Source organism: Sporolactobacillus sp. CQH2019 (assembly GCF_028765345.1).
Taxonomy (GTDB): domain Bacteria; phylum Bacillota; class Bacilli; order Bacillales; family Sporolactobacillaceae; genus Sporolactobacillus.
In genome coordinates, this window is record NZ_JARAJZ010000002.1 from 75,092 (window position 1) to 93,611 (window position 18,520).

Consider the following 18,520-nt stretch of genomic DNA (forward strand, 5'->3'; position numbering starts at 1 on the left):
CGGACAAAGGTCGGAATCTGTCTGTGTCACGAAAAACTACTGTGTCAATCGCCGTCGCACGGACGGCGGAGCAGCCGCAAAATCTCAAAAAGACAGGTTTCGCAGTTGCAGTCAGAGAAGAATTAAAAACATCCGCAAATCTTCGCGGCTGCGAAAAGGCTCCTGTTTGTTTTTGAAAAGGGCAGCCGCGCTGCGGAGGCTCTCTGTTGATAACGTTTTCATTATCGTTTAAAATAGAAAGGTATTCAATATTTATAAAAGCCAAAAATCTGTTTATCGGCTACGGCCGGTCAAATTTTCCGGCGATTATTTGCAAGTCGAATGAAAAGCCATTAAAATGAAAAGTGTAAAACAGTTCTTTTCCATTTTTATAAAAAAAAACTCGCCCCCTTTACGGGGAGCAAGCGGCTTGCCGGGTCTTCAGTCCAAAAAGTCTTTCAATTGCTTGCTTCTGCTCGGATGGCGAAGCTTTCTTAAAGCCTTGGCCTCAATCTGTCTGATACGTTCTCTCGTTACTCCGAAAACCTTGCCGACTTCTTCAAGCGTCCTTGTTCTGCCGTCGTCCAGTCCGAAACGAAGTCTCAGAACATTTTCTTCCCTGTCCGTCAGCGTATCCAGTACGTCTTCCAGCTGTTCTTTCAAAAGTTCATAGGCTGCAGCATCAGAAGGTGCCTTCGCATCCTGATCTTCAATAAAATCGCCAAGATGAGAATCGTCTTCTTCGCCGATCGGCGTTTCCAGCGAGACCGGTTCCTGAGCGATCTTCAAAATTTCCCTGACTTTGTCCGGGGAGAGGTCCATCTCTTTGCCGATTTCTTCAGGCGTCGGTTCACGGCCGAGATCCTGCAGCTGCTGCCTTTGGACACGGATCAATTTATTGATGGTTTCCACCATGTGGACAGGAATGCGGATCGTTCTGGCCTGATCGGCAATGGCGCGGGTTATGGCCTGGCGTATCCACCACGTCGCGTAGGTACTGAACTTGAACCCTTTTGTATAATCAAATTTCTCAACGGCCTTAATCAGCCCCATGTTGCCTTCCTGGATGAGATCGAGGAACAGCATGCCGCGTCCGACGTAGCGTTTGGCAATGCTGACGACCAGCCTCAGGTTTGCTTCCGCAAGCCGCCTTTTGGCTTCTTCATCTCCGGCCTTAATCCGTTTGGCAAGGGCGATTTCTTCATCTGCAGAAAGCAGATCCACCCGCCCGATCTCTTTCAGATACATTCTGACCGGGTCGTTGATCTTGACGCCCGGGGGAACGCTGAGATCATTTAAGTCGAATTCTTCTTCCTTGTTCTTTCCATCAGAACTCGGTTCATCGGATTCATCTGCGATGTCGATGCCTTGATCGGCAAGCATCTCATAAAATTCATCCATCTGTTCCGGTTCTTGATCAAATGGCGCAAGACGATTCGCAATTTCCTGGTATGTCAGAGAACCCCGCTTCTTTCCCAATTCAAAAAGCTGTTCTTTTTCTTGATCCACGGTCAGTTCCTGATCTGTTCCTTGATCCGTCCTGCTTGCTTTGCCTGCCATTTGACCCCCTCCTTCCGAGTACTATTCTCGCTCAGCATTGTGAGTGTTCAATTGCTTTTTAATACCGATGATTTCGGACACAAGCCGGGCAGCCAGCTGATAATGGCCGCTTTGTTCCGCCCGCTTTCTCTCCTCTTCTTTATCCGCAATCACCGCCGCTTTGGAATGCCTGATGACCTGATCGATGCAGTCTTCAATTTCTCTTTCTTCCGCCTGATCACTTATAGGTATCATAGATAATTCCACGGCTTTCTGCTGAAGACCGGGGTCTTCAAGACGCTGGATAAACAGTCCTTCATCAGGCGGATTGCCCCCCTCATAATAGGCATACAGATGTGCAGCCAATGCCTGGTGCACGTCAACGGCAAAAGTCCCGCCCACTTTTTCCCGGACATATTCCGTCACTTTCCCGCTTCTCATCATTCTTGCGAGCAGCCTTCGCTCCGCCATTTCATAAGCGGGAGGAAGCCGGTCCGTCCGGTTTAAAATGACAGGGCGCACGCGGTCCCGGCGTTTTTCCGCCCTTTTTGCCGCTTTGTTGTACATCTGCGCCTGTCTCTTCAGTGCATCCAGAGAAATTGAAAATTCTTCAGCCAGCAATCTCAGATAATGGTCACGTTCCACCGCTCCTTTAAGAGTACTGATTTCCCTCAACACTTCTTCGATGTAGAGCAGCCGATCTCCTTCATCACTCAGATTCCTTTTTCTTCTGAAGTAATCCATCTTGAAAGTCATCAGCGTTTGGCTCGCCCCTATTACATCACTTCTAAAACGTTCGCCGCCAAACTTGCGAATGTAGTCATCGGGGTCCATTCCTTCAGGCATTTTAGCGATTTTCACAATTTTACTGCGTTCCTGAAACATGGCCGCCGCGCGAAAACATGCTTCAATTCCGGCGCTGTCCGAGTCGTAGCAAATGACTACTGTCTCCGCCGCCCGGGAAAGCGCCGCCGCCTGTTCTTCGGTCAGCGACGTTCCCATTGAGGCGACGCTGTTCGTTATGCCGGCCTGATGTGCGCGGATCACATCGACGTAGCCTTCGAGCAGTACCGCCTGATTGCTTTTTCGGATCGACGGCCTTGCCAGATGGTAACCATACAGAATTTTCCCCTTGTGGAAGAGAGAAGACTCCGGGGTATTCAGATATTTCGGTTTTTCATCGCCAAGCGTCCGTCCGGCGAAAGCGACCGTCTGTCCTCTCGGATTGAAAATCGGAAAAATGATCCGGTTGCGGAAACGATCAAAATACTTATTGTCAAAACCGCGTTTGCCGATCAGCCCGGCCTTCTCCATCTGTTCGAGGTTCACCCGCCTTCTCTCCATCAGAGAAGTGGCTGCCTCCCAGCTGTCCACCGCGTAGCCGAGCTGAAAGCGCTCAATCATCTCTTTTGTAAATCCGCGATCAATCAGGTAATCGATGCCAGGTTTGCCATACTTTGCAGTCACCAGCAAATAATGATAAAATTTCGTTAACAGGCTCATACCCTCGGATAGTTGTTTTCTGCTTTGATCGGCATGCTCTCCGGCAGAAGTATTTGAGAAAGAGGAGCCCAGATCGATTTTTGCCCTGTCTGCAAGCAACTGCGCCGCCTCTGAAAAGGACATCCCTTCGATTTCCATAATAAATGTGAACAGATTTCCTCCCGCACCGCACCCGAAGCAATGATAAAGCTGTTTATCCGGGGATACGGAAAAAGAAGGGGTGCGTTCGCTGTGAAAAGGACACAGGCCTATAAAATTTCTCCCTTGCTTCCTCAACTGAACATAATCGCCGATGATATCGACAATATCGAGTGACTTTCTGATTTTCTCAATGGTTTCTTCCTGCAGCCGCACTTTGCCATGCACCACCAACATATTACTTATTTATATCCTAATGACCTAAACGGCATAACAAATTTGTCAGAGCAGCCGAAAATTTTTTCCGATCCTCCGCGGCAAACGGCTTCGGTCCCCTGATTCTCCTTCCCGCAGCACGCGATTTGCGGGATATATACCGCCTGTTCAGAATTTCCGGAACATCCCTCTCCATGATCTCCCTTCCGCGATCAGATAAAACGGACACCCCGCGGCCGGCAAGCAGGCCGGCGAGCCCCATATCCTGTGTCACAACGGCATCGCCCGGCCGGGCATGGTTTAGGATATAGAGATCGGCGGCTTCCTTCTCCTGATCCACAAAAATCCATGCTGATTGCCGGTCGGGGCTGAACCCGGCATAAGAAGCAACAAAAACAGCCTGAATGTCGTACAATCCGGCACAGTCGACAATTTCTTTTTTTACAGGGCATGCGTCCGCATCGACATATAACGTGATTTTATTCACCATAATTAATAATTCTCTAACTTCCTTTATAAATCCTTCTTGTCTTTTTATGTTTTTATATTGCCAATATTGTCAAAAAATGCGGAGAGGGTTTTTCAATCTGTCCGGCACGCCGTTCCGGATCAATATTTTTTCAGATCAGAGCGGAGCAACGGCACCGCGCCTGCAAACGCCGCAGGATCTGCGAGAAAATCAGCCGATTTCACTCATCGATTTCAGTATTTCATTAGCCGTTTCCTCGACTGCACGAAATGACACGTCGATTACCCTGCAGCCTATACGCCGGACAATCTCGTCGAAATATCGCTGCTCTTCATTAATGCGGTCCAGGTTCGCATAATTTGCTCCTCCGTCCAGTCCAAGCGCGGCAAGCCGTTCCATACGGATCGAGTTCAGACGTTTCGTGCTGATTTTCAATCCGAAGCAGTGTTTCGGATTGATCTTAAAAAGTTCTTCGGGAGGATCGACTTCCGGAACAATGGGGACATTCGCTACTTTATATTTTTTGACGGCCAGAAATTGTGAAAGCGGCGTTTTGGACGTACGGGAGATGCCGATCAGCACGATATCCGCAAATAAAATGCCGCGTGTATCTTTACAATCATCATATTTCACCGCAAATTCGATGGCTTCCATCTTTCGAAAATAGTCTTCGTCCAATTGATGAGAAAGCCCGGGTTCCCCCAAAGGTTTTTTACCGAAAAACAGGCTTAATCCGTCGACCATCTCGCTCATCAGATCGAGATACTGGATTCCCGCTTCCATGGCTTTCGCTGTAAAATAGCGGCTTAAATTAGGCATCACCAGAGTAAACACGACATAAGCGTGATCCTTTTTCGCCGAAGCAACCAAATCGTCAATCTTTTTTGTATCGCGGACAAATGAAAACTGTTCGATCTCAACATTTGTCTGCCCGAACTGGCTTGCTGCCGCCCAGACAACCGACTCGGCCGTTTCGCCGAGAGAATCGGAGACAACATAGATCAGGTGGCGTTCAGTCATTTACATTCCTCCCAAGTATCATATCCCTTGTCTTCCGGGGTGAAGCGCCGGCATGATTCAGGATTTTCTGCCCGGACTGATCACTCATCAGTCCCTCCGGCAAGCTCGACAAAAGCTTTGGTAATATTCGTTTTCGTGATCCGCCCGACAACTTCCAGCCCGTCCCCTTTGGCCCGGACAACCGGCAAAGCGTCGATCTCTCTCGATATAAGCAGTTCGGCAACGTCAATCACGGCATCATCGCTGCGGCAAAAAGTGATATTCGGCATCCGGGACATAATCATGCTGATCGGCACATGGTTCATATCCTGAGACCCGATCGCCGTTCGCAAGAGATCTTTTCGCGAAAGGACTCCGGAAAGCAGGCCTTGATCATTAACAATAAAAAGAGAACCGACGTCTTCCAGAAACATGGCACATACCGCTTCATAAGCCGACGAAGATTCTTTGACAACAACCGGAAGAGACTGATAATTCCTTACTTTCATTTTTCTAATCTGATTGGAAAGCAATGTTGAAAGGGTCTGACCGGTGTAAAAGTAGCCGACACGCGGCCTCGCATCAAGAAACTCGGCCATGGTTAAGATGGCAAGATCCGGCCGCAGGGTTGCACGCGTCACATGAAGTTTTTCCGCGATCTGCTCCCCGGTTACCGGCGCACCTTCTTTCACAATTTCAATAATTTTTTTTTGCCGCTCATTCAGTTCCATCCGTTTCCCCTGCCCTTTCATATCTCTGTGTGCAACGCATGACGGTCCGATCAGCCGTTATCCCTGCCCCACGAACAGTACCGCAGCGTTTCATTCGGTCCGAAACCTGGACAGCTGCTCAATAAAACGCCAGGCACGCAGTTTCAATCCCGCGTTTTGTTCATAGTAAACAGCAATCAATGATTCGATTTCTTCTATGGTTTTACGCTTCAGCGACACATGCCCGATCCGCGCAATCGGAATATGTTTAAAAAGTGACAGCAGTTTTGCAGCCGGAACCGAGACAGGAATCGCATGAGGGTCCGCACCCGCGCAATCGGAGCAGAGAATCCCTCCTCCGGATACAGAAAATCTGACTTGTTCGCTTTGTCTGCCGCAGCGGATGCAGCGATCCACCTCTGGATCGATTCCGGCAATGCGCATCATTTTCACCGCAAAAATCGCCGCAAGCACAGCAGCATCCGTTCCTTTCTCCATTAACAGAAGTGTATCCCTGAGCATATGATAAAGCCCGCTGTAAGCTTTGCCTTCTTCAGTCAGCCGGTCCGTCAGCTCAAGCATGACGGCCGCATAACCCGCTTTTTCAATATCTTCCATGATGTGTCTGAGAGGATTCAGTCCCTCGGCCTGATATAACATGCCAAGGCCCCTGCCTTTTTGGAAGAGACAGAGGCCGTAAAAAAGGACATGGCTGACTGACGAAAGGGGACTCCTCGGCTTTTTTGCCCCTCTTGCCATCAACCCTATCTTTCCGTATTCTTCAGTAAAAAGGGTCACGATTTTATTCGTTTCCCCATAATCCGTCGTGCGAATGATGATACCTTCCGCTTTGATCATCAAAGCGATCACCCGTTTCCCTCATCTTGCTTGATTTTTGCTTATCCGGCAGGTTCGGATAGGCCGGACAGGGGCTCCGCCGCCGACTGTCCCTCGCCATCTTGTTCTATTTCCCTCATCAGCAGATAGACATCGATGCTCCCGGTCATACAAAAAGTCCACCAAGCTAAGTCTAACATGAGTTTCCCTTCTTTCCCATTTTTTCGCCTCGTCTGTTATAGCGTCTGCGAAAAATACGGAATCATGAGAAGAAATGATTGCTAATTGAGCGCGGAACTGTAAGGCTTTACTCTTTTTCGTCGTCGATATAGCCAAAATTTTTCAGCTCTTCTTCTTTATCGCGCCAGTCTTTATCGACTTTCACCCACAGTTCGAGAAAGACCTTCGAGCCGATCAGCGCTTCAATTTCCTTTCTGGCCAGTGTGCCGATTTTTTTCAGCATACTGCCCGCCTTTCCAATGATAATTCCCTTCTGCGAAGGACGTTCCACAACGATCGTCGCCTGAATATCAACGATGCCGCGATCTTTGTCGTGCTTCATTTGTTCGATAATCACGGCGATGGAATGAGGGACTTCATCCCGGGTCATCTGAAGAATTTTTTCCCTGATCAGTTCAGAAACGATGAACCGCTCCGGATGGTCGGTCACCTGATCGTCGGGGTAATACTTCGGACCGTCGGGCAGATAGCCGCGGATCTGTTTCATCAACGTTCCGACATTCTGTCCCTGCAAAGCGGACACCGGAACAATTTCGGCGAAGCGGTACAGCTGCCGGTAGCGTTCGATAAGCGGAAGCAGGTCATCCGGGCGTACCTTGTCGATTTTATTGACGACAAGAAAAACGGGGGAGGCGGTCTTCTTCAAAAAGTCCATGATAAACTGGTCGCCTCTGCCGTAGCCCTGCTCCGCATCGATGATAAAGAGAGTCAGATCCACTTCGTTAAGCGTAGCCAGCGCCGTCGCCGTCATGACCTCTCCGAGTCTGTGTTTCGGTTTATGTATCCCCGGCGTATCGATAAAAATAATCTGTTCGTCATCCGTCGTGTAAATGCCGCGGATTTTATTTCGCGTCGTCTGCGCCTTATCGCTCATTATAGCGATTTTCTGGCCGAGAACCTGATTCAGAAGTGTTGATTTTCCGACATTCGGCCGGCCGATAATTGCGACAAAACCGGACTTAAATGATTCGCTCATTTTTTCATATCCCCCGCTTCAAAGGTCCGCGGAAGCGGTCCTTCGGCCGCGTTCCCGCCACGGAACCCGCCCGCAACTTTGCCGGGTTTCGTTGAAAAGGCACGCGCCTGAAAATATGCATCGGGTGCATCGGCACCATTCATTGCTTTTCGCGCTGCCGCCATTAGCTGTTCATCTTTCATTTGTTTCACTCTTTTCTTCCGAAAACGGATTAATGCAGCGTGCTGTACACGATAAAAAAATAAATAACGGCCGCCATGACGGAAAACCACCATACGGCGGCGGCGGCCGTATCTTTTGCCGCTTTCGCCATCGGATGATGCTCTTTAGTGACGAGGTCGACCAAGCGTTCGACCGCCGTGTTGACCAGTTCCAGGCTAATGACGCCGCCGATCAGAACAATAATGATCAGCATGTCCGTCAGCGGCACGCGGATGGCCAGCGAGAAAATGATCACGGCGGCAGCGGCGAACAGCTGAATGTGAATATTGCGCTCCTGGAAGAGGGCCAGGCGGAACCCGCAGATGGCATCTTTGAAGCTTTCTGAAAGGTGCTTATGTCTTCTTCTTTTATACTTTTCCATAGTCAGAACCTTTTCAATCCAAAAGAAGAAAGGATGTCCTCCTGAAGGCCGAACATTTTTTCTTCTTCCGCTTTCGTTGTGTGATCATAGCCGAGGAGATGAAGCAGGCCATGGATGATTAAAAACCCGAGCTCACGCTCAAATGAATGGTCATAGGCTTCGGCCTGCTCACGGGCTTTATCGATCGAAACGACGATGTCGCCGAGGACGCGCGGTTCGCCTTCCTCCGGAAGAATCGGAACCTCGCCCTCTTCCATTTCCTCCAGTGCAAAAGAGATCACATCGGTCGCCCTTTCGATTCCGCGATAGGTCCGGTTAATTTCCTGAATCCTTGGATTTCGGACGAAAGTCAGAGAGCATTCGATCTCCCCTTCCAGATTCAGAATTTCGGCTGCATGGTCGATCAGCCGGATCACCCATTGCTGCAGTTCGGCGCCGACTTCTCCGGTCTCATCATGTATGTCAATCGTCATCGTCATTTCCCGTTCACCTTTTTCATCTTTAGTTCTTTCGGATACTCAATGCGTGAATGATAAACACCTCTCAGTGTCTCATCAATCGATTTTTCAACCCTCTTCAGGTCGCTCAGCGTGATCTCGCACTCATCAAACTGGCCGTCGCTCAAGCGGTCATTGAAAATGCTTTTTACCAGATTCTCTACCTTGACCGGCGTCGGTTTTTTCATGGAACGTACCGCTGCTTCGATGCTGTCTGCAAGTTCAACGACGGCCGCCTCCCGCGTCTGCACTTTCGGTCCCGGATAGCGGAACTCGCTTTCCGGAATCGGCTGTTCGCTCTGCTCCTGGGCCTTGGCATAGAAGTAGCGGAGAATCGTCGTGCCGTGATGCTGCTCGGCAATGTCGATAATTTCCTTCGGCATATGGTGTTTGCGTAAGATATCGGCGCCGTCATAGGGATGAGAAAAGATGATCGTCCGGCTCAGCTGAGGCGAAATTTTCTCATGGGGATTGACCCCGTCAAGCTGATTTTCAACAAAAAACCTCGGACGCTTTGTTTTGCCGATATCGTGATAATACGAAGCGACCCGGGCAAGAAGCCCGTTCGCTCCGATCGCTTCGCACGCCCGTTCCGCCAGGTTGGCAACCATGACACTATGATGATAGGTTCCGGGCGCTTCAAGCAATATTTTTCTCAGAAGCGGCTGGCCCGGGTTCGACAATTCAATCAACCGTATCGGCGATAAAATGCCGAACCCCGCTTCAAAGAGCGGCATCACGCCGCTTGCCAGAATCACCGACAGGAAACCGGAAAGAAAGGCGAACCCCAGAGTCATTCCTGTTTCGGAAAGCGTGAACTGTGCATTTTGGAACATCATCAGGGAAAGAGCGGCCAGTACATTCACAAGTGCGATGATTCCGCCCGTTAGAAAAATTTTCGGGCGGGTCTGTTTTCCTCTCAGTACCACCGCACCGGCAAGCGAAGAAAAAAGCAGATAAATACCCGTCGGAGCGTCGAAAAGAGAGGCCTTCACACTGACCCCGAATATCACGCTTCCGATCAGGGAAAGGAGCATGCCGGAAACAATAGCCATCCGTTCGTTCAGCAGCATGCGAATCAGCAGCGTGCCGAAAGCGATCGGAATAATATACGTCAGTCCGGTAACGTTTGCCAGTCTGAGATAGCTGCAGATCTTGATAATGACGGCCATTCCAAGAAAAATCAGGACGTAAATGCCGAGATATTTCAACGGAGTTTCTCCGCTCTTTGCTCTAAAGCGATTAAATTCGAGCCAGAACACGGCCGTTATGAACAGGGTGAGTAATAATAGGCCGATAAACGGAATAATATTAAAGTGTTCGTCCATTAATCCGACCAGTTTCAGCTGACGGATCATATCGCTCGTAACCAGTTCGCCCTTTCTGACAATCACTTCTCCCTGATGGATCATAATATTGCCGACATTACTGGCGGCCTCCTGCTTATTTTGCCTCGTCGTCGTCGGATCAAAAGTGTAGTTGGCCGTGATATAAGCGCGCAATATTTCATTCAGCGCACTCCGCATGCTGTCGTCCAGCACGGAGGACGGGAGCGAAGCCGAGGCTTTCGTTTGCACGCTCTCCAGATCATTCCAGCCGACCTTTCCGCTCATCGCTTCATAAATGCTTGTGCTGACGATATCCTGGGCAACCTGAAGATCGCGGTCCGACGCCGTCATCAGTGTTTTCATCGTCGTGTTCGATATTTTGGTGTCCGGAGATGCAGCAAGCCTGGCGGAAACCTTCCCGGCCGCCGCGTTCAGCTGCGCGGGAGTCGACTGGGCCGTTATTTTGTCTTCCTTTCTTACTGCGGATATCGTATCGAAAAGGTCTCCGGCTTTCTCGACCTGAATCAGCGCGAGATTGCTGTTATATACATAAGCAGACGGCGTTGCCCCCATTGCCTCCTGTTTTTTTACCGCCGTTGCCTGCGTGTCGACTGCGTCGATCGGCGACTGAATATCGCTCGAAGCAATTTCATGAAGGCGGACGTTTGGATTTTTCGGCATCACACTGCCGATCATCAGTACATAAAGGACCACACAGACAATGGCGTAAATACCCCAGTCGGCAATATACCTGGCAAAGAATTTCTTTAGCTGACCTCTAAAAAGGAACGATGATGTCATGATTGTGCCTCCAAAACTTCACTGATGAAGTCAGTCACCACCGATCTCCGGCAACGACCGCGATCGTTTTCCGGGAAACAGGCCCCTTCTCGGGATGCATTCATTTTTCATCGGCGATCTGTCAGTCTCCGTAAGCCTGAATAATTTTCTGGACGAGCGGATGACGGACGACATCCGTACTGTGCAGATCTATAAAAGCAATGTCGTCAATATGCGACAGTAATTCTCTTGCCGTTTTCAGCCCCGATTTTTTCCCCTTCGGAAGATCGATCTGAGTCACGTCCCCCGTAATGATCATTTTCGAACCGAAACCAAGGCGGGTCAGGAACATTTTCATCTGTTCCTGAGTTGTGTTCTGTGCTTCATCAAGGATAACGTAGGCATCTTCCAGTGTCCGCCCTCTCATGTAGGCCAGCGGGGCGATCTCGATCGTCCCTCTTTCGATCAGCCGGAGCGTATGTTCCGAGCCCAGTACGTCATGGAGCGCGTCATAAAGCGGACGAAGGTAAGGATCTACCTTCTCTTTCAGATCGCCTGGGAGAAAACCGAGGCTTTCTCCAGCTTCGACAGCCGGCCGGGTCAGAATGAGGCGTTTTACTTTTCCGGCCTTCATGGCGGCGACGGCCATCACGACGGCAAGATAAGTTTTTCCTGTTCCGGCAGGTCCGATAGCAAACACCATATCAAATTTTTTGATCGCCTGGACATATTTTTGCTGTCCGAGCGTTTTCACGCGGATAGGCTTTCCCTTCGCATTAGCTGTAATTTCCGTCTCATATAAATCGCCGAATGCATCCAGCTGGCCGTTCTCTGCCATTTTCAAGGCATAAACAGCGTCCCGTTCCGAGACGGAAATACCGCGCCTGATTAATTGCAGAAGAGCCCGGAGCACCTGCTCAACCTTCCGGACATCGCTCTGATTTTCTGTCGAGACACTGACCACGCCGCCGCGCGTCACAATGGAAATGCCCAGTGTCTTCTCGATAATCTTCAGGTTGGCATCCCCCGGACCAAACAACATCAGCGCTTCATTTGCATTATCCCAGTCTATCGTAATCCCGTATAATTGGCGTTCTGGCAAACTTTGATTATCCTCCTCAAAAATCAGATCGCTTTTTTCTCATTTTAACATACGTGAGCGCCTGAATTCCAATCGCTTTTTATTCAAAATCAGCAGAACGGCCTTCCGTCGATTTAGGACCGATTATCAGCAGGCGGAAAACGGCGCCGCCTTCCGTTCCGGTCTGCAGGACGCTTATTCTTTCTCTTTCAGATTTTTCCGTTCCGCCGCCGGATCAATCGGCTGCGGACGGGCAATATTTTCATAAACAATATAATGGCTGCGGACGATCAGCTTGCCGCTCTCCGTACGTTTATCTTCAATCGTCGAAGAAACAATTTCCGAGTCAGCGGGAAGCTCACTCAACAATTTTTTTTCAGCCGTCTCCTTTCCTTCTATAAGCGCTTCATTTTCTTTCAGGCTGCGGACAACGGTTTGTTTTTCCCGGTAAAGAATCTGCTCATAGGAAATGGGGAGTTCCCAGATCAGGAAACGGAACGGCTTGCGGGTGGTTTCCTGATCGCAGCTCTTGAAAGGCTTGGTTTTAAAACCCCAGACCGGCACGGACCAGCCCCAGAAAACGAGCCGGTGCTGCGTATACGATTTTCCCGTATATAAAGTATAGCGGCTTTTCAGCGGTATGGCCGTTTCAGACTGATACCAGGTTTCGCCGATGACCTTCCCGTTGGCGGAGACAAATTTCGGATCCTTTTCGTTTCCGATTCTGCCGAGAACGAGAATCTGGCCGGGCTTGACAAATTGATTGCTTTCGACGACAGGCTGTCCGGTTTCAACAAACATATGATGGATCACGGCCCGCTTCGTGGCGACAAGATTTCTCGGCCCCGTTGTTTCTTTTTTCTTCGGATACTTTTTCTGAACCACATCAATCTGATAACGGGTTCCGTCCTGAGAAACTCCGATCCATGTCACATTGGTCAGCTTAGCCGACAATCCGGACTCGAGCCGATCGGTCGTCGGAACGAAAAATTCAAGAGAGCCGACATAAAGATGCTCGTTCTTCAGCAATGATCGGATCTGCTCTTCGAGTTTCGGATCCGCCCCGTTCACCTTCACATCCCATACCATATTAGACAGAATAAATAACAGCGCTAAAAAAAAGAACAGACCGGCGGCCATTCCAAGACGGGAGCGGATGCTTCTCCACAGGAACGGGACTCCCTTTTTATCCAGAATGCGAATGCGGCTTCCGGTTTCCTTAAGCATGCTTTTCAGCTTTTCGGGCTCAGTCAGCTCAATATAACAAACAAGGGTTGTCTCATTTCTGCGCCTGATTTGCCACATCCGGATACCTTCCTCAGCACAGCGGGTGATAAACCGTTCGGTCTGTGCACCCGTAATGACTGCTTTCAGATAGCCTCCCGGATGCTGAATCCGATGTGTCAACGCCACCGCACCCCCTTCTATCAGTCATTGACGAACCGGACATCTTTCACACGTCCCTCAAGGTATATCTCTTTTTCTAAAACGTTTTCCAAAACAAACCCTTCACCAGTGATGTGCAGCTCGCCGTTTTGCAGGGCAAGCTTCAGCTCATTCTGTGAAAAGGCCAGAACTTCTGTGTGATTTTCTATAGAGAGATGAAACTGACCGATCAGAGTGATTCTCGGTAAGTCCATCACAACATCCGCGGGTATGTCGGAGACAGCCGCAAACCATTTCCTAAACCGAGCGGTCCATTTTTTCATGATCTCTCTCCACCTCTTTACAGCTTATGTGCCAGTCAGTCCTCCTAGCACACTGAATCCGGATCATTTGGTGTCGGGGGATTTAAAAGTGAGGGGGCTTTCCGCGGATTCGCTGCGTGCTCATGAATTTCTTTAAAAGGGGGCTCTGGATGCCAACACCGCGACGTCATTCTATTTTCTTCTGTTTCACAGGGATCCGCTGTTCGATCGGACAAATTGTCTCGCCCAGCTGATTTTCCGCAGTGCTTCAGCAAGTAGATCCGGCAGCGGAAAGATCGCGGCATCATTTACAGGGAAGCTGACCGCCGGGCCCGGAAAAACAAGTCCTTTACTGAGAACGAATGAAGTGGTGCAGGAGCATTGGCCGGTGCATCAAATCGATAGGAATGAAATTAAAAGCTGAAAAGATATGGGCAATGAGTGGAGCTTTTTAGTTATATGAACCCCGCCGGGTCCGATCTGAATTCCGATTTATATTTCGGAGCAACTTTACGGTGTTTTGGTGCGAGTGTAACCGGATTCGGGGCGACTTTCTCCTGTTTTGGTGCGAGTTCTGATCGATTTGGTGCGACCTCGAATTTTCGGTGCGACTGTAGCTCGTTTCGGGGCGACTTTCCCCTGTTTTGGTGCGAGTTCCGATCAATTCGGGGCGACCTCGAATTTTTGGGGCGACTGTAAACGGATTCGGGGCGACTTTCTCCTGTTTCGGGGCGAGTTCCGATCGATTCGGGGCGACCTCGAATTTTTGGGGCGTCTGTAGCTGGATTGGGGGCGACTTTTCTCTATTTCGGTGCGAGTTCTGACCAATTCGGGGCGATTTTCCCCTGTTTTGGTGCGAGTTCCGATCAATTCGGTGCGACCTCGAATTTTCGGTGCGACTGTAGCCGGATTCGGGGCGACTTTCCCCTGTTTTGGTGCGAGTTCCGATCAATTCGGTGCGACCTCGAATTTTCGGTGCGCGTTTCCAGCGTTTCGGCGCGTCTGTAGCCGATTCAGGGCGACCCGCTCACTGAGTTCGGTTTTCTAAACCCGATCGGACGTTGTGCAGGTTCCGTTTATACCGCGCAGTCGTTCATTTCTTTGGTATAGAGTCTTTTTTCATTAAATCCGTGCGTCAATCACGGAACAGCTGTCTGAGTCAGCAATTCTTTTTTTGAATGACTGCTGGCCGCTCCAAGTGAACATCTTATCAAGAGTTTATTTTCAAAGCTGAGCAATAAAAACCGGCGACACATCTGCAAAATCAAAATGTATCGCCGGACTGTTTTTAAAAAGCTGTATCTTTCTGCACAAACGTATTCCCGGAGACGATTGCTCAACCATGAGACCCGGATCAGCATAGATCGATCGCGGAATGGCTTCGCGGATTATCAACTTTAGTTAACTGCCAAAGAAGGGGGATCAATCGGTCCGTCTTCCCTGTTGAGCGAAACCTGAAACCGGTATCGGCTCAGTTTTTATATTTATTCCCCGGGCTTTTCTGTTTTCCGAAGTATTGATGCGGTTCCAGCGCCCGCGGTTTTCCGATGCACACCGCGAAAATAAAAGCTCGGCGAATCCTGCGCCGGTCTCCGGCCCATTGCATTTTTGACTTTCCGGAAGAAACGCCGGCCGGGCTTCTCTCGATCGTACGCCGCCCGGATGGAGCCATTCTTTTTGCTTGGGAGCGGGCCAGCCGATCGCTTGTCTCCTGAAAAAGCGGTCTCTGCTCCGCGGGTTCCGCACCCTGGCTATTTAGCGGCTCCGGATCAGATCCGCTGTTACCGGCCTCTTTTTCCGGGGAGGAACCGGAGCTGCCTTCTTCATGAGACCGATCTTCAGGAACAGCCGTGCGTCGTCCGCTTCTTGCTGCACGCCGCGCGCGCTCCTGTGCATTCTGTTTTTCCACCGATCGGGCAACATAAAACAGCAAAATGATCACGGCAAAGATAATCGAGGCAAACCCCATCCCTTGAACATCTCCTTCCCGCCCGGAATGCGATTACTTATATTCATCCCCCGAAGAATTGTCATCGCTTTCCCCGTTGTTGCCGAATGAATGGCGCATCTCCGTATCGGCCTTGATGTTGTTGTAGTTCATGTAATCCATGACGCCGAGCTTCCCTTCTTTTAGTGCGGTGGCCATCGCAAGCGGTACCTCCGATTCTGCCTCAACGACCTTGGCACGCATTTCCTCTACACGGGCACGCATTTCCTGCTCGCTGGCCACAGCCATCGCTCTGCGCTCTTCCGCTTTTGCCTGAGCAATATTTTTGTCCGCCTCGGCCTGTTCGGTTTGCAGGAAGGCTCCGATGTTCTTGCCGACGTCGACATCGGCAATATCAATGGAAAGGATTTCGAACGCCGTACCGGCATCAAGGCCCTTCTGAAGAACGGTCTTAGAAATGGCGTCCGGATTTTTCAAAACATCCTTGTGCGTATGCGACGCTCCGATGGTACTGACAACGCCTTCGCCGACACGGGCCAGAACGGTTTCTTCTCCGGCACCGCCGACCAGCCGGTCGATGTTTGCGCGAACGGTAATCCTCGCCTTGACCTTGACTTCAATCCCGTTAATCGCGACACCGGCAATGTACGGTGTCTCAATAACTTTGGGATTGACGCTCATCTGGACAGCCTCAAGTACATTCCGCCCGGCCAGATCAATGGCCGCCGCCCGCTCAAAGGTCAGCTCGATATTCGCGCGGTGCGCCGCTATCAGCGCGTTAACGACGCGGTCCACATTGCCTCCGGCCAGATAGTGGCTTTCGAGCTGATTGGTGTGCAGATCGAGGCCGGCTTTGGTTGCTTTGATCAGCGGATCGATGACGCGGCGCGGAATAACTCGTCTCAGACGCATACCAATCAATGTAAAAATGCTGATACGGACTCCGGATGAAAGGGCCGATACCCAAAGCATAATCGGAACAAAGGTGAAAAGAACGACAATTGCGATAATAATCAGTGCGGCAATGATTAAAACGCTTACCGTTGATGTCGACACAGCTTTCAACCCCTATTTATCAATTATTGGTTTTCTCTTTCTTTCCCGAAAAAATTTATTAAGCTCCAATCAGAAATTAAGCTCTGTTTGTCTTTCACTGCAAACAGAGCTTTTGTCTTTAACTTAACTTCTTGCGCACCAGACGATTAATCTGGCTTCCGTCGGCGCGGCCTTTCACTTTCGGCATGACAGCCTTCATGACTTTGCCGATGTCGGCGCTTGACTGGGCGCCGACTTCAGAAATTGCTTTTTCTATAATGAACAGGATCTCATCATCAGACAGCTGTTCAGGCATATAGGATTGAACGATTGCAATTTCATTGCTGACTTCGTCAACAAGATCCTGCCGTCCCGCATTCTCAAACTCTCGGAGGGAGTCTTTCCTCTGTTTAAGTTCTCGGGTCAGAACCGTCAATGCCTCGTCTTCCGATAAAGGTTTACCGTTCTTGATCGACTCATTCTGCAGCGATGTCTTGATCATGCGAATGACGGAAAGCCTGGCTTTATCTTTCGCTTTCATCGCCTGCTTCATGTCTGTTGTCAGACGATCAACAAGGCTCATTTATAAAACCCCTTCTCAGAATCTGCGACGCTTTTTACGCGCAGCCTCAGATTTTTTCTTCCGTTTTACACTTGGTTTCTCATAGTTCCTCCGTTTCTTCACTTCCGCTAAAGTCCCGGATTTAGAAACCGACCGTTTAAAACGTCTCAGAGCATCTTCAATTGATTCATTTTTCCGAACCCTTGTTTCGACCATCTATGTTTCCCTCCCTCCAAAAGCACAACAACTTAAAATGACATCTCTGCATGTCACTAGACATTATATACGATAGACCATAAATGATCAAATTAAAAACGATGAGTTTTGCCCAGTGGAGGACGGGCTTTTTTTTCAGGACGGCTGAAAAAAACACGAAAGGCGCCGGTGCGCCCGCCCTGTCGGGCAGTTTTGGAAACATGTCCTCTTTTTTAAGTCATCGAAAATCCGTCTCTTTAATAGAATAGGACGAGGTGATCAAGGTGAACCATCAGGTCCTCGTCTTTATTTTCTATATTCTTCTTTTTATGCTCGGCATGGGTGTCATGACCGGTGGTATGCATCGACTCGTCGGCGATCGCATGCGCCGCATTCTGGAGCATGCGGCCGACACGCCTATGAAAGGGCTGGCAATCGGCACATTGGCATCCATTTTACTGCAAAGCAGTTCGGCCGTGGCGATCATTACGGTCGGACTGATCGGCGCGAATGCGCTCCGTTTCTCGCAGACCGTGGGCATCATACTCGGGGCCAACATTGGGACAACGCTCACCGGTGAAATTGCCGCACTGCCGATCGGATCGTTCCACTACATATTGCTTGCTGCCGGTCTGGCGATCATGTGCCTCCCCTTCCGTCACAGCCTGTCTATCGGTGCGCTGTTCTTCGGAATCGGCTGTCTTTTCGCATCGATGGCCGGCTTCAGTTCGCTTGCCGAACCGCTTGTTCAATCGCCGTTCATATCCGACCTGCTCGCAGACGCTAACGGCAATTTGTTTTTTTCCGTTGTCGTCGGTACGCTGTTTTCAGCAATTATCCAGTCAAGTTCCGCAGCCACGCTCGTCTGCATGGGATTCCTCGACCACGGCATTCTGTCGCTTCCCCCGGCGATTGCGATCATGCTCGGCGCAAATATCGGAACGTGCGTGACAACCTATATTGCCAGCCTCGGTACGGGCAGAGCCGGCAGATGGACAGCCTATACACATATTCTGTTCAATGTGCTGAGCGTTCTGCTTTTCTTTCCGTTCATTCATCCGATGGCCGATTTGTCGCTGTTTATCGCCGGCAGCGACCGGACAGCACTTGCGCATACATCGGTTCTTTTCAATCTGATTACAGCCCTTCTCGCCGTTCCTCTTGCCGGTCCGTACGGGCGCTGGGTGGAAAAGAATCCGCTCAAATAAGGCAGATTC

Annotated in this window: 20 protein-coding genes; 1 reads left to right on the forward strand and 19 read right to left on the reverse strand. The window is 50.0% G+C overall.

Features of this window, described 5'->3' with window-relative positions; translation table 11 throughout:
• Nucleotides 1–420: 420 nt before the first annotated feature.
• The 19 genes from rpoD to rpsU form a co-directional block, all read right to left on the reverse strand.
• Nucleotides 421–1,539, reverse strand: a complete 1,119-nt coding sequence (gene rpoD, locus OYT88_RS03315) for an RNA polymerase sigma factor RpoD (RefSeq protein WP_274397972.1) — start codon at nt 1,537–1,539, stop codon at nt 421–423.
• A gap of 21 nt (nt 1,540–1,560) precedes the next feature.
• Complete coding sequence (gene dnaG, locus OYT88_RS03320; protein ID WP_274397973.1) at nt 1,561–3,396, reverse strand: DNA primase; 1,836 nt, start codon at nt 3,394–3,396, stop codon at nt 1,561–1,563.
• 16 nt (nt 3,397–3,412) lie between these two features.
• Complete coding sequence (locus OYT88_RS03325) at nt 3,413–3,865, reverse strand: YaiI/YqxD family protein (protein WP_274397974.1); 453 nt, start codon at nt 3,863–3,865, stop codon at nt 3,413–3,415.
• A gap of 189 nt (nt 3,866–4,054) precedes the next feature.
• Nucleotides 4,055–4,864, reverse strand: coding sequence for a pyruvate, water dikinase regulatory protein (locus OYT88_RS03330; protein WP_274397975.1), 810 nt, complete (start codon nt 4,862–4,864; stop codon nt 4,055–4,057).
• Nucleotides 4,865–4,944: 80 nt separating this feature from the next.
• Complete coding sequence (gene ccpN / locus OYT88_RS03335) at nt 4,945–5,574, reverse strand: transcriptional regulator CcpN (RefSeq protein WP_274397977.1); 630 nt, start codon at nt 5,572–5,574, stop codon at nt 4,945–4,947.
• Between the two features lie 90 nt (nt 5,575–5,664).
• The gene (recO, locus tag OYT88_RS03340) at nt 5,665–6,411 is read right to left on the reverse strand and encodes a DNA repair protein RecO (RefSeq protein ID WP_274397978.1); all 747 of its coding nucleotides are present in this window, start codon (nt 6,409–6,411) and stop codon (nt 5,665–5,667) included.
• 41 nt (nt 6,412–6,452) lie between these two features.
• Entirely contained in the window at nt 6,453–6,590 is a 138-nt protein-coding gene (locus OYT88_RS03345) for a YqzL family protein (protein WP_274397979.1), read from the reverse strand.
• 107 nt (nt 6,591–6,697) lie between these two features.
• Nucleotides 6,698–7,606: a GTPase Era gene (gene era / locus OYT88_RS03350; protein WP_274397980.1), complete on the reverse strand. Its 909-nt coding sequence runs from the start codon at nt 7,604–7,606 to the stop codon at nt 6,698–6,700.
• Nucleotides 7,603–7,788, reverse strand: a complete 186-nt coding sequence (locus tag OYT88_RS03355) for a hypothetical protein (protein ID WP_274397982.1) — start codon at nt 7,786–7,788, stop codon at nt 7,603–7,605. The genes era and OYT88_RS03355 overlap by 4 nt, the downstream gene beginning before the upstream one ends.
• 29 nt (nt 7,789–7,817) lie before the next feature.
• Nucleotides 7,818–8,189 carry a diacylglycerol kinase family protein gene (locus tag OYT88_RS03360; protein WP_274397983.1) on the reverse strand — a complete coding sequence of 124 codons (372 nt, stop codon included), beginning with the start codon at nt 8,187–8,189 and terminating at the stop codon, nt 7,818–7,820.
• A 2-nt stretch (nt 8,190–8,191) separates the two neighbouring features.
• The gene (gene ybeY, locus OYT88_RS03365) at nt 8,192–8,668 is read right to left on the reverse strand and encodes an rRNA maturation RNase YbeY (protein WP_274397984.1); all 477 of its coding nucleotides are present in this window, start codon (nt 8,666–8,668) and stop codon (nt 8,192–8,194) included.
• Nucleotides 8,665–10,815, reverse strand: a complete 2,151-nt coding sequence (locus OYT88_RS03370; RefSeq protein WP_274397985.1) for an HD family phosphohydrolase — start codon at nt 10,813–10,815, stop codon at nt 8,665–8,667. The genes ybeY and OYT88_RS03370 overlap by 4 nt, the downstream gene beginning before the upstream one ends.
• A 121-nt stretch (nt 10,816–10,936) precedes the next feature.
• Nucleotides 10,937–11,896: a PhoH family protein gene (locus OYT88_RS03375; protein WP_274397986.1), complete on the reverse strand. Its 960-nt coding sequence runs from the start codon at nt 11,894–11,896 to the stop codon at nt 10,937–10,939.
• Between the two features lie 174 nt (nt 11,897–12,070).
• Complete coding sequence (yqfD, locus tag OYT88_RS03380; protein ID WP_274397987.1) at nt 12,071–13,288, reverse strand: sporulation protein YqfD; 1,218 nt, start codon at nt 13,286–13,288, stop codon at nt 12,071–12,073.
• Nucleotides 13,289–13,302: 14 nt separating this feature from the next.
• The gene (gene yqfC, locus OYT88_RS03385; RefSeq protein WP_274397988.1) at nt 13,303–13,584 is read right to left on the reverse strand and encodes a sporulation protein YqfC; all 282 of its coding nucleotides are present in this window, start codon (nt 13,582–13,584) and stop codon (nt 13,303–13,305) included.
• Nucleotides 13,585–15,034: 1,450 nt separating this feature from the next.
• Nucleotides 15,035–15,532 (reverse strand): hypothetical protein, encoded by a 498-nt coding sequence (locus OYT88_RS03390; RefSeq protein ID WP_274397989.1) that lies wholly within the window; start codon nt 15,530–15,532, stop codon nt 15,035–15,037.
• Nucleotides 15,533–15,565: 33 nt separating this feature from the next.
• On the reverse strand, nt 15,566–16,567 hold the full coding sequence (gene floA, locus OYT88_RS03395) for a flotillin-like protein FloA (protein ID WP_274397990.1): 1,002 nt from the start codon (nt 16,565–16,567) through the stop codon (nt 15,566–15,568).
• 118 nt (nt 16,568–16,685) lie between these two features.
• The gene (locus OYT88_RS03400) at nt 16,686–17,129 is read right to left on the reverse strand and encodes a GatB/YqeY domain-containing protein (RefSeq protein ID WP_274397992.1); all 444 of its coding nucleotides are present in this window, start codon (nt 17,127–17,129) and stop codon (nt 16,686–16,688) included.
• A gap of 15 nt (nt 17,130–17,144) precedes the next feature.
• Nucleotides 17,145–17,324 carry a 30S ribosomal protein S21 gene (gene rpsU / locus OYT88_RS03405; protein ID WP_093669959.1) on the reverse strand — a complete coding sequence of 60 codons (180 nt, stop codon included), beginning with the start codon at nt 17,322–17,324 and terminating at the stop codon, nt 17,145–17,147.
• 263 nt (nt 17,325–17,587) lie between these two features.
• Between rpsU and OYT88_RS03410 the strand changes: the two genes are divergently transcribed.
• Nucleotides 17,588–18,511: a Na/Pi symporter gene (locus OYT88_RS03410; protein ID WP_274397993.1), complete on the forward strand. Its 924-nt coding sequence runs from the start codon at nt 17,588–17,590 to the stop codon at nt 18,509–18,511.
• Nucleotides 18,512–18,520 lie beyond the last annotated feature (9 nt).

Bases quoted from the DNA above. Each gene is read 5' to 3' on its own strand.
- rpoD (WP_274397972.1), bottom strand. From the start codon at position 1,539: ATGGCAGGCAAAGCAAGCAGGACGGATCAAGGAACAGATCAGGAACTG.
- dnaG (WP_274397973.1), bottom strand. From the start codon at position 3,396: ATGTTGGTGGTGCATGGCAAAGTGCGGCTGCAGGAAGAAACCATTGAG.
- OYT88_RS03325 (WP_274397974.1), bottom strand. From the start codon at position 3,865: ATGGTGAATAAAATCACGTTATATGTCGATGCGGACGCATGCCCTGTA.
- OYT88_RS03330 (WP_274397975.1), bottom strand. From the start codon at position 4,864: ATGACTGAACGCCACCTGATCTATGTTGTCTCCGATTCTCTCGGCGAA.
- ccpN (WP_274397977.1), bottom strand. From the start codon at position 5,574: ATGGAACTGAATGAGCGGCAAAAAAAAATTATTGAAATTGTGAAAGAA.
- recO (WP_274397978.1), bottom strand. From the start codon at position 6,411: ATGATCAAAGCGGAAGGTATCATCATTCGCACGACGGATTATGGGGAA.
- OYT88_RS03345 (WP_274397979.1), bottom strand. From the start codon at position 6,590: ATGTTAGACTTAGCTTGGTGGACTTTTTGTATGACCGGGAGCATCGAT.
- era (WP_274397980.1), bottom strand. From the start codon at position 7,606: ATGAGCGAATCATTTAAGTCCGGTTTTGTCGCAATTATCGGCCGGCCG.
- OYT88_RS03355 (WP_274397982.1), bottom strand. From the start codon at position 7,788: ATGAAAGATGAACAGCTAATGGCGGCAGCGCGAAAAGCAATGAATGGT.
- OYT88_RS03360 (WP_274397983.1), bottom strand. From the start codon at position 8,189: ATGGAAAAGTATAAAAGAAGAAGACATAAGCACCTTTCAGAAAGCTTC.
- ybeY (WP_274397984.1), bottom strand. From the start codon at position 8,668: ATGACGATGACGATTGACATACATGATGAGACCGGAGAAGTCGGCGCC.
- OYT88_RS03370 (WP_274397985.1), bottom strand. From the start codon at position 10,815: ATGACATCATCGTTCCTTTTTAGAGGTCAGCTAAAGAAATTCTTTGCC.
- yqfC (WP_274397988.1), bottom strand. From the start codon at position 13,584: ATGAAAAAATGGACCGCTCGGTTTAGGAAATGGTTTGCGGCTGTCTCC.
- OYT88_RS03390 (WP_274397989.1), bottom strand. From the start codon at position 15,532: ATGGGGTTTGCCTCGATTATCTTTGCCGTGATCATTTTGCTGTTTTAT.
- OYT88_RS03400 (WP_274397992.1), bottom strand. From the start codon at position 17,129: ATGAGCCTTGTTGATCGTCTGACAACAGACATGAAGCAGGCGATGAAA.
- rpsU (WP_093669959.1), bottom strand. From the start codon at position 17,324: ATGGTCGAAACAAGGGTTCGGAAAAATGAATCAATTGAAGATGCTCTG.